At 35.0% G+C, this 11,189-nt stretch carries 3 protein-coding genes and 1 pseudogene; 1 reads left to right on the top strand and 3 read right to left on the bottom strand.

Going from position 1 to position 11,189, the window contains the following annotated elements:
• The 3 genes and pseudogenes from IRZ83_RS19335 to IRZ83_RS19325 form a co-directional block, all read right to left on the bottom strand.
• Positions 1-1,656 (bottom strand): annotated as a pseudogene (locus IRZ83_RS19335) (hypothetical protein); the annotation flags it as partial.
• Positions 1,657-1,916: 260 nt separating this feature from the next.
• Positions 1,917-6,533, bottom strand: coding sequence for a T9SS sorting signal type C domain-containing protein (locus tag IRZ83_RS19330; protein WP_194570759.1), 4,617 nt, complete (start codon positions 6,531-6,533; stop codon positions 1,917-1,919).
• A 487-nt stretch (positions 6,534-7,020) separates the two neighbouring features.
• Complete coding sequence (locus tag IRZ83_RS19325; protein WP_194570758.1) at positions 7,021-7,491, bottom strand: regulatory protein RecX; 471 nt, start codon at positions 7,489-7,491, stop codon at positions 7,021-7,023.
• A 284-nt stretch (positions 7,492-7,775) separates the two neighbouring features.
• Between IRZ83_RS19325 and IRZ83_RS19320 the strand changes: the two genes are divergently transcribed.
• On the top strand, positions 7,776-11,189 hold a 3,414-nt coding region (locus IRZ83_RS19320; protein WP_228520735.1), incomplete at its 3' end, for a beta strand repeat-containing protein.

Raw genomic sequence — 11,189 nt, 5'->3', positions numbered from 1 at the left:
TGAATTAATATTGCCTGAATTAATATTAGATGCAGTATTGGTTTGCATTAAGCTTGAACTGTTTTCGAATGTTAGTGATCCTCCAGACAACACTGTTACCGCGTTAACAATATTTAAAGTACGGCCAGAAGGAACGTTAAGACTGCCGCTTGAGTTGATGGTACAAGAACAAGCATCTAGGTCTGCTGCTAATGTATATGCTCCTGTAAAAACAACACTTTTTGTTGCAGTCGGAATTCCGTTAGACCATGCGGAGCCGTTCCATGTTGTAGATGCCTGATTTTTAATTTCTACTGTTGCTGTCGGTGGCGATTTACATCCAGTGCTGTTAGTTACCCTAAAGGTATATGTACCAACCGGAATATTTGAAATTGTTGCTGTTGCTCCTGTGCCAGTTTCAGTTACATTATCAGGACTTCTTTGTAATGTCCAAGTTCCTGTTGCAGGCAAATCATTCAAAACTACACTTCCAAAAGCGTTTACACATGAAATATCTGTTATAGTTCCAATAGTAGGTGCTGTTAATAAAATTGTTGTTGCTCCTGCAATGTCTTCAACAGTATTTAACGAGGGATCTGTTCCTGTAACTTTAGCTGTATTTACAACTTTACCGGCATCAACATCTGTAGAGGTAATGGTATAAGTTCCGCTTAATGTGGTAGTCGCTCCAGGCGCAAGTGATGCAATTGAATTTCCCGAGATTACCAATCCCGGCATGGGATCTGTTACGTGAATATCAGTTATTGGGACTTCTCCAGTATTAGTTATTTCGAAAGCGTAATTTATCACATCGCCTTGTTTTCCACAGTTTGACAGGGTTGCTTTTTTGATTAATTTTAATTCTGCAATCTTTAAGGATTTAGTATTAAAAGCGATAAAAGCACAATCTGAACTTCCTGAAAAATTAATCACAAAACGATCTACTTGCGAAGAATTAGCAGATGTTAGGTTAAATTCGCTTAATTCGATACCTAATATTCTAAGATCTCTGGTAGAAGCTGGTGAAAAAGGATTAGCTCCTCCATCTGCTTTAAATAAGTCCAGACTATATGTGCCGACAGCAGAAACAGTGTTGAAATTTATTGAAACTTCTGTTCCAACTGTATTTCCTGCAGCATCTACAAACTTAAATGTGTCTAATGCTCCTCCTGGATCAGCTACCTGTGTTACAATTAGATCTGGAAAGCCATCGCCAATACCTAAAAGATTTAAATTGTTTGTTCCGATTTTAAATTCGGCGGTACCTGCTTTTATATTTGCAACACCAGTTCCAAGTGCTAATCCGTTAATACCATCTGTTAATCTTGAAGCAAGTTCAGCACCTGTCGGAAGTGTTCCGGCCAGTACCGGTCTTATTGAAGCAGTACTAGCGGATTCATCTATCATTGAACCTTGCAAAATATAAGTACTGTTGTTCTGACCTAAAGTCTGAATTTTTAAAGCTCTAAATTTCTGTGTGCTGTAGCCAATAGCGTGTGCATCAAGTATGGTATTATTAACACCTGTTGAATACGTAACGTTATTCCACGTAAAGGCTAATAAGTTGTTTTCTCTATCTGGTCGGTTTCCCGCACCAGTCGGGGCATTCGATGTCCAATATCCATTCCAGTCGGTATAGATTCTTGTAACAGGAAATATTGCGGTCTGCCCTGCCATTTTGAAAGAAAACAAAAAGACAAGCAAGCTTAATTTTTTTAAAAATAAAAATTGATCTGGCAAAAATGTTTTTGGGGACATACAATTTTGTTGGTTTAGATTTGGGTTTTTAGTTAAAGTTATGTGCTTCATTTTAACTGATTATTTTAAAACTTAGCTATTTGTTTTATGATTTATAGTTTAATTATGACTAACATATTACACACAAAAATCCGGCAACTCACGTTGTCGGATTTTTATTACTTATTATTTTGATGCGATTAATTGAAAATGATTTTTTTACTTTCTATATAGCTATTATCTAAAGTTATTTTTACAATTAATACTTGATTACTGGATTGCAGGTTTGAAATTTGAAATTCAGTTTGATCAATTTTACTTTTATTGAAAAGAAGTCTTCCTGAAATATCATAAACATTAATCTCTTTTATATTTTCTTTAGAAGACAGCACCTTGATGATTTTATCTTTTACAGAAACAAGAATACCATTTTCGATATTTTCAAAATCACCTGTTCCTAATGTTTTACTTGTGTAACGAAGCACAAAACGATCTGCAAAAGTTCCTGCTGCTGTTTTAAACGTATAATTTCCTGCACGCAAATCGTTAATGGTTCCAGTTGTTTTATCTTCTAGATAAATTGGCTGAGTGCTCAAGCTTCCGTCTGCTTGATCTATAGAAATAGTAAATTCTCCTTCAACTGTTGTACGATATCCTAGTGGCACTAAATCAGTATCTGCAAAAGGAAGTGCTCGTCCTTGAATTACAAGTTTATTGGTATTGTTTATACTATAAAAGTCAATATATTTATTACCATCAAAAGTTAATCCGTCGTACATGTCTTCATACTCATTTGTAGCACCTTCGATATAACCAACCATCATTTGCTTAAAAGCACCTTCTTCATTAGTCATATTTAACCATACACGATTTTTTTCTAGAGCAGTTGTTTTTGAGGTCGTACTTGGTTTGAAAAATTGTGTATTACGATTATCGCCCTTTCGCATTAAATTAGTAAAACTAATTGTACCTGGAGCTTTAGATCCAACAAAAAAGGATTGCCCTGTACCAATATAACCGCTTGGTACATTTGTATTATTTCCTGTTGCGTTAGTTCCTGAAGTTGCAGCTTTCGTTCCTGTGCCTCCACTTAAATTATAAGTAGCATAATCATCTGAATTATATTTATAATTTGGACCAAGAACTACCGGAGTATTATGAGTCCAGAAATAAAGCGTTCCTACTAGAAAGTTATTACCCATAATAAAGGCATCAGCATCTAATGCAGATGGGTAAGGATTTCCAACTAAATAATATTTACTTGCAACTGCCGTTTCTCCCGAAATGTTTCCGTTATTAGGCGTACCAGTAAAAGTTGCAGAAAATGCAGTTCTTGCCGTGTTAGAATACGTTTCAGGCCCGCGAATAATATATCCCTTACCAGGTATCATGATATTAGTACTAGGATTAGCTAACCATTTTGTAATTTCCCAGCTCAAATATTTATCACTGGCTGTTAAAGGAGAAATATTATATAAATTTTGTCCTTTTACAGGAGACGACCAATACACATAATCGGCTTGGCGGATAGGTGTACTTGTACGCTGATAATTAATAACACCAGTATTAATATTCGGATCGGTACTAGTCTGCAATAAATTAGCACTGTCTTCAAAAGTTAAATTACCCGTCGAAGCCGGAGATGAAGATGATAAAACCGTAACAGCATTCGTAACATTTAATGTGTTTTTACTTTGAACCGTTAGAGATGCTTTATCATTTACAGTAATTGTGTAGGCATAGAAATTGCCTGCTGTTCCTGAAATAACTGGACTATTTGTAACACCTGCAGGTATAACAACACAATCTGATGAAGTTGGAACGCCTGATGGAGTCCAGTTTGCATCAACACTCCAGTTGCTGCTAGCTGAGCCGTTCCAAGTTTTAGATGTTGCTGGTTGAACTTGTAACTGAGTTGCCATTGTTGAAATACAATCAGAACTGTTTTTTGCAGTTACTGTATAAGAACCAACAGCAACAGAGCTGAAAACACCAGAAGTAAAATAATCTGTTCCGTTAATACTGTAAGTGATGCCAGTACCGGTTGGCGCAGTAACTGTAATAGTTCCTGTAGATGATGCACAATTAGGCTGTGAAGTTACAGTTGCAACTGGTGCCGAAGGAAAAGCATTTGTAATGAAGGCTCCTGAAACTGCACTTGTAACCTGGCCACAATTACCTCTTACAATACAATAGTAATATAATGTTCCTATTGTTGCTGATGAGGGTGTATATGTATTTGTTTGCGCAGCAGTTCCCAAAGAAGTTCCTCCTGAGTTGCTGTTTACATTATTGCTGTACCATTGATATTGAAGATTAGTTCCTGTTGCAATTACTGAAATTGCTGAAAAGGCAACATTTTGACATCTTGATTGAGTTGCTGTTGATTGTGATGTAATTACAGTTGGAGCATCTACATCTACTCTTGTTTCGATAGAATATTGTTCAGCACAGCTTCCGTTTTTAGCTACAGCTCTATATGTTCTTAGAGCTGTCAAAGTTCCGGTTGGAGAAATGCTCGTTTGCCCAGCCGTTCCAGGAATAGCAACCCACGTGTTAGCTCCATTTGAAGGATCATCTGTATATTCCCATCTTATAATTTTACTTGGGTCTGAATATACAACGTCTGCAGGACCATTAAAATTATACACAGTCATCGTTGGAGTAGCATCTCCAGGACAAATATGTTTTCCTCCTTTTGATCTTCCTCTATCAGTAACAATTGTTGATACTGTTACAGCATTTGATGTTACAGCAGGAGAACAAGTACCAGTTATTTCCACTGTATAACTGCCTTCTTCGGCTGCAGTAGTATTTGTTATAGTTAATGTATTTGAGCCTTGCCCACTGTAAACCCCTCCGTTATTAATAGTTGTTGTACCTTTTTTCCAAACATATGTTAATCCAGTTCCAGTTGCAGTAACTGAAATTGTTTGCGTACCGCTTCCTGGACATGTTGGAGTTGGCGCTGTTGGCTGAGTAGTTATTGCTGGTGCAGCATTTACTGTTACAGCTACAACACTTGATGTCACTGCTGGAGTACAAGCACCAGTAATTTCTACAGTATAATTTCCTTGGTCAGCTGTTGTTGGATTTGTTAATGTCAATGTTGCTGTGCCTTGACCACTAAAAACACCTCCATTTGTTACAGCTGTTCCAGCTTTTTTCCAAGTATAAGCTATTGTTGTTCCAGTAGCAGTAACTGAAATAGTTTGTATACCACTTCCAGAGCAGGTTGGTGTTGGAGCAGTTGGCTGAGTAGTTATTGCAGGAGGTGTACAACTGAATATTTCATCAGCACCCATGTAAGGTTTTGTTCTTGTTTGTCCATCTATATCTGTTGTGATTCCTGAAATTGCAATACCTGCTAAATTCTCATTGTTTACATTTCCTGATACTAAATGAAAATCTGAAGTACTTGTAAAAGTAGGTGCAATATTTAAAGATTCTTGATCTTTTCCGGTTAGTGTTCTCCAATTTGCTATTGTTGCAGCGTCAGAACTTCCTAAATGCCCAATAAGACCTCCAGTACTTGTTATGTAATCATTTCTGTTTATTGCAGAAAATATAGCATTGCTGCCAGGTATTGAATAAACTGCATACTTTAGACCTGATCCTGTTTGAGAATTATAAAAGATATTATTTCTAACATCTAAATTACTTGCACTATTAATAAATAAGGCCGCACAAAGTACATTTTGATTCACATTAAGAACGACTGTATTAAAAAATAAATTCACTTTATTTCCGCCAGCTATATATATTCCGTGTCCAGCATTATTATAATCGAAAGCGTTATTACCAGAGGAAGCAATATTTGTAATAAAATTATTGTAAATATTTAAATTAGAAGTTATGCTCGAATCGATATTGATGTGGATACCACTCGCTAATGATGCACTTCTTATACCTGAAATTTTATTCTGAGCAATCGTACAATTGAGACTTTTATTGTATAAACTAATTCCACTTATAAAAGTAGCAGTTGAGGACATTGAAACACCTGCAATAGTGTTTCCAGTAACAATCGTATTTTGAGTATTCGAAAGTTTAATCGCATTAACAACAATATAATCTATTGAAGAGCCAAAAGTATTTTTATCAATTGTCAGATTTTGATTGTATGCTGAGGATCCAGTACCACCTAGAACCCAAATTCCAAATTTCATTTTTGTAAAAACATTGTTTGAAATATTGTTGTTTGAATTTGAAGTAGTTTCAGCAGTTTGCATGTTAGTGGTTTCACTAAATACTATTCCAGCAGATGTTGCAGTTGTTGCATCTGTACTCGAACCTACAAATTGAATATTTTTTATTGTATTATTTGTTGCGCCATTTCCGGTTTTATTGGCAAGCCACAAAATTGCAGAATGCACTTGGTTGTAATTGTTATAATTTGACAAAGAGGTATTTGTAATTATTAGATTACTAGACGTTGTGTTATTGTTGCTTCCGTCTATTGTTACATAGTCTGTGGCATCTAACTTAATTAACGGTGAAGTACTAGAGTTCCCCATATTACCGGTAATTGTAATATTTTTTGCAGTGTTTGGCTTAATAGTCAAAGTGTTAGTTGCACTTAAACCAGCAAATTGATTGATAACAATAGTTGAAGAAACAGTTTGATTTTCATCTATTAACAAAGTCACAGGACCGCTTATACCGTTATTGTTGTTAAGACTGGTAATTGCACTTGCTAAACTCTTAAAAGGATTTGGCTGTGAAGAATTTATAATATAGCTGCCCGGCGCTAACTGGCTAAATCCAAAAAAGGGCAACAATAAAAATAAAAAATTCAAAAGTAATTTTTTAATCATAATTAAATCGTGGCATTTAATTTTAAAAAGTGTTTTTTTATTTTGTCTTAAAAGCACGCGCCATTTTTTGAATTTATAAAAATTCAAAAACTAACACTTGAGAGAAGCCAAATAGTCATGTTAAATGTTTTCTATCAAGTTGTTATGCTGGCATAGGACTTTGACCCGACAAAGATAGATACATCTACGAGTTAGTAATAATGATGGTTTTTATAAAGGCCGAATAATCGATGAAGTGTTGAATTAATCGATAAACTACATGGCTAAATTTGTTATTTTATGTTATTTCCTATAAATTAACAATTTAAAATATAAGAAAATTCATAAAATAAGATGTAAAAACAATTACTTTTTAAATTTATAATTCAAAAAACGCGAGTTAGACTGAAAAATTCGTAAAAATGTAACATTTTTTAGAGCGAGGATTTTCTGATAAATAACGCTTCTTTTTTTAAGAAATTAGATATCAGGTATTTGCAAAAAAAAACTAATTGAGTTCCAATTCTTTTGCTTTATCATAAACTAAATTACTTTCATATCCACGACGAAGAAGATAATCGCAAAACTTTTTTCTTTTTTTGAGAACGTTTTTTTCATTTATGCTTTCCCAATATCTTTCAGAAAGATTATTGAAGTTTGTTTCGTATTCCTCAGGCGAAATCTCCTTAAGAGCAAGAGTAATATTTGTAGAAGAAATATGTCTTGCCTTGAGCTCATTTGTAATTCTAATTTTTCCCCAAAACTTGATTCGATGCTTGCCCCTTGCAAAACTACAGGCAAACCGAGTTTCATTTAAAAAATTTCCTTCAATAAGCTGAACTACAATATTATTGATTTCGTCAGAAGTCATTTTTAGGCTGTACAATTTTGAAATTACTTCATCGTGACAACGCTCTTGATAAGCACAAAAGTGTTCTAATTTCTGTAAAGCTTCTTTTTGAGTGCAAATTGAATCCATGAGTTTTTTCTTTCTTTTTAACTATAAGTGGCACAAATAATCAATTTTGTGTTAAATTTCGTACTGATTTTTTACAAATTCTCAAAAAGAAAATAGCTAAAATGTTGTGCGTGTGCTGAATTATAATATTTTTGTACGATAATATTATGAGTTTTATTCTGTTTGAAAAACAGGATATTAACTTTTATTTTTAAGTTTAAAAAGCCAAAATTAAAGTATTGTATCAAAAATGTAACACTATTTTATTTTCTTTTTAAGCCAAAAACAAATTTAATACCACGCCTATGACCCGAAAACTACTTTTATTCGTTCGTTCTTTATTTTTAAAAAATACTCAAACGGAACAACAATTGCCTTTTGAAGTTAAAAAAATAATACACGCTCAAATTTTTTGTTTTTTATTTTTTTTCCTGTTTAGCTTTTCTAATCAGTTATTTGCTCAATCGGGAACTGTAACAAGTAATAATAATGGAAACTGGAGTGATCCATTAACTTGGGTAGTAGGAAATAATATCAACCGAACAGGAACTGTTACTTCTTCAACGACTTCTAATGTTGTCAGTGGAACAGGAACGTTATTCTTAACGGAATTGACGGTTGGTTCAGTTATTACAAGGCAAAGTGGTACAACGATTGGAACAGTTGCTTCAATTACGAGCAATACAAGCCTAACATTAACTGCCAATGCTTCAAATGCCTTGACTGCTGTTACTTACCGTACAGTAAGCGGACCGCCAAGTCCAGTAGATAATGTTATAATCCAAACTAATCATGCAGTAACGGTTAATGGTACATTCACTTGTGCATCATTGAGTATTGGAACTTCCAATAATAATATGCCTATACTTAATTTTTCAAATTCTGCTAGTCAGCTAACTGTTAATGGTGCTTTTACACTGGGTGGTAGCACTGCAAATAGACCAGCAACATTAGACATGACAAATGGAGGAACTTTAATAGTAAATAGCCTTAATTTAGGAAATACTACAGCTGCAAACGTTTTTACGGCTGGTTCTGGAACAGTTCAATTGGCAGCAAACGACGTATTACCATCCACAATATTTACTAATTTCAATAATCTGTCTGTAACTGCTGGCACGACAACAATGGGTGTTGGTTTAAACATTGCAGGCAATTTAAGTATATCAAACGGAGCAACATTAAACACTACAACTTCAAATTATGCTTTAACATTCAGAGGAAATTATATTAATGCAGGGACGTTTATAGCAAATGCCTCTGCTGTTACAATAACTGGTACTAGTACGCAATCTATAGCCGGTTTTTCTACAACAGGAAATGTTTCTGTGACTAAAACAGGAGGAATGGCTACGTTAGCAAGTGCAGTAACAGCAGGTAATCTTAGTATTGCATCAGGTCCTTATCTTAATTTGGGAACAACTTCGCTTATACACTCTGTTAATGGTACGCTAACTTTAGGTGCAACTACAGCTTCATCTGGATCTTGGGGAGGTACAACTTCAGGAGCAACTAATATTAACAGTACTTATTTTGCATCTGCTCTCGGAAAAATTAATGTTAGTTGTTTGAATTTTACAAAAGTAGTTCCAATTACTAGTGTAATATTGAATACTTTGAATAAAACAACTTCATCTCCTAGCACTATCGCATATGAAGATTTTACATCAGATACACCAACAAAGTTAATAGCTGGTCAAAGTTATTATTTAAGTGTAAAAGGAAATACAGACGATGGAAGTGGCTCAAATTTAGATGTGAATTATTACTATACTGCGTATTTTGATTGGAATAATAATGGAACATTTGATACGGGAGAAAATTACACTGTAGGTACAATTAGAAATTCTACAGGATCAGATGGAAAAGTAGCATCTGTTTATATCACGATTCCTGTAGCAACAGCTGTGGCTAATATAAAAATGCGTGTGTTAGGAAGACTAGGTGGATATAGCTCAAGTTCATGTGTTACATCAAGTACAGGACAAGGTGAAGATTATACTGTTACAATTGATGCGCCTTGTTCAGGGAATCTTAATCCTGGCAATACGTTAACATCTGCAACATCAGTATGTCCTAGTGCTCCGTTTAACTTATCATTACAAAATACAATAACTGATGGTGCGACTTACAGCTGGGAAACATCTCCTGATAACACAGGATCAAGTGTTTGGACAAGTGCTGTACCTGCTCCAACAAATTTCTTTGGCCTTGAACAATTTAACGGAACAAATCCAGACGCAAATATTTATGGAGTTGCTACTATTACAGGTGGACAATTAGTTCTTACAACAACGACTAATAGTACATATGGAGCCTATGTTATTCAAAAAACTCCTGGTTCAAACATTAACGCATTCACTGTAAATTTTGATTATCAAATTCCTGCAGGAGGAGGAGGTGCAGATGGTTTTAGTTTAAGTTATGCTAACGATGTTCAAAATGATAATGCAGGTGGAGAAAGCGGTTCAGGTTCAGGAATAATTGTGCAGTTTGACACTTATGATAATGAAGGTGTCACTGCAGGAAGTCGCGTAAGGGTTCTATACGCAGGTTATACGTTGTATAATTCTGCAATCGATGCCCCAAGTTTAAGACCGACTACAGGAAACACACCAGTTGTTTTAAAAGTAGATGCTAATGGAAAATTAACTCTTATAATAAATAATGCAACAGTAGTTTCTAATCTAGCTTTGCCTGCAGCTTATTTGTCAGCAGTTAAGTCATCTTGGAGATTTAAATTTGCAGCTAGAACTGGAGGATCAAATGACAAACATATTATTGATAATTTATTAATAAGATATCTTGACGTGACAGCTTCGGGTCCAACATACACAACTTCACAAACGGCGAAAACATATTATCGCGTTAAGATTACTTGTGGAAGCAGTACTTTTTATTCAAATCCTGTCTTAGTAGATATGACTTCTTCGACAATCACCAATATGACAGCATCGTCTTGTCATAACGTCGCTTTTACAGTAACTCCAGTAGATGGAACTAATGGAACAGTTAAATCTGGAACTACATATAGCTGGCCAATACCAATAATGGCTTCAGGTATCACAGGAGGGGCAGCAAGTTCTGGTTCCCCAACAAGTATAACAGGAACATTGCAAAATTCGACAGCAGGTGCATTAACAGCTATATATACTGTTACTCCAACTACAGCTGGTTGTGTTGGACCCACATTTACTCTAACAATTACAGTAAATAAAACTGCCACAACACCAACTCTGGGAACTATAACACAGCCAACTTGTACAACATCAACAGGAAGCATTGCCTTAAGTGGTTTGCCAGCTTCTGGAACTTTACTTCAAGATAATGGAACAGTAGTTACAAATATCACAATCACGGGACCTACAATGACTATTTCAGGATTATCACCTGCAACTTATAAATTTGCAGCAAACAATGGTTGCGTTTCAGCTTACACATCTTCAGTAACCATAGGAGCAGCGAATATCTGGAATGGTACGACATGGTCGTACGGAGCTGATCCAACAATAAATGATGCGGTTGATTTTAGAGGAAACTTTACTCTAGATCAAGATGTTAATGCTTGTTCTTGTACCGTAAGCAATAGTGCAAATGTTGTGATTAAATCTAAAAGAACGTTAACAGTTACAAATGGAGTATTTGTGGTTTCGGGTACATTAACTTTTGAAGACAGCGCAAATTTAATGCAGACTACTACAAGTAATTCGTTGAATACT

It is taken from the genome of Flavobacterium sp. JLP (assembly GCF_015350755.1).
GTDB lineage: Bacteria > Bacteroidota > Bacteroidia > Flavobacteriales > Flavobacteriaceae > Flavobacterium.
This window is presented reverse-complemented; position numbering and strand designations above follow the sequence as displayed.

Excerpts from the sequence above, each read along its gene's own strand:
- IRZ83_RS19330 (WP_194570759.1), bottom strand. The coding sequence starts at position 6,533 with ATGATTAAAAAATTACTTTTGAATTTTTTATTTTTATTGTTGCCCTTT.
- IRZ83_RS19325 (WP_194570758.1), bottom strand. The coding sequence starts at position 7,491 with ATGGATTCAATTTGCACTCAAAAAGAAGCTTTACAGAAATTAGAACAC.